Source organism: Sphingobium sp. (genome assembly GCF_041987595.1).
Lineage (GTDB): Bacteria > Pseudomonadota > Alphaproteobacteria > Sphingomonadales > Sphingomonadaceae > Sphingobium.
The window spans coordinates 1-683 of record NZ_JBHIWJ010000216.1 but is presented as its reverse complement, the minus strand read 5'-3'; the positions used below and the strand labels follow the sequence as shown (position 1 = coordinate 683).

The following is a 683-nucleotide window of genomic DNA, read 5'->3' as shown; positions in this document are numbered from 1 at the left end:
AGTCCGACGCTTCAACGCCGGATGATTCGAGGTTGATCACCCCGGAGACTACGCCAACCTCAATTCCTACCAACTCCGCGACGGCACCGCGGCTGCTGGCGCTGCCGTCGGAGACGCGGCTGTTCATGTGTCACGACTACAAGGCCCCAGGCCGTGATACGTTCGCGTGGGAGACCACGGTACGCGAGCAGCGCGAGAACAACGTCCACGTCAGGGACGGCGTTTCGGAAGACGAATTCGTGGCTTTGCGGCAGGCGCGTGACACCAAGCTTTCGGCGCCCAGGCTGCTGCTGCCTTCCATTCAGGTCAATATCCGCGCCGGCAAATTCCCGCCGGCCGAAGCCAACGGGGTGCGCTACCTCACGATCCCCGTGAAGCTGAAGGGCGGCGCGCAGACCTGCGTATAGGCCCGAAACAATCGCATCTCGTGCCGCGGCGCCGGACCCTGATCATACATCGAACGTCAGCTCCGATCTGGTGCCGCTGCGATCTTCGGGATTCAATCTGGCGAGCTGCGCTCCGACCCTGGCGAGGGCGGCCTTGAGAATTGCATGGCTCAGCCCGCATCCGACTCTTGGATCGTCCGCGGCCAGAGGAGGACATGACAAGCGTCACTCCTTCGGCAAAGCGTATGCGATCACCGCGTCGCCCGTCTTGGTGCCGAGCGAACCATGCCCACCCGC

General features: G+C 63.7%; 1 pseudogene. It reads left to right on the top strand.

Annotation, left to right across the window (positions count from 1 at the left end):
• A pseudogene (locus ACFC3J_RS22825) lies at nt 1–407 on the top strand (hypothetical protein); the annotation flags it as partial.
• Between the last annotated feature and the right edge of the window lie 276 nt (nt 408–683).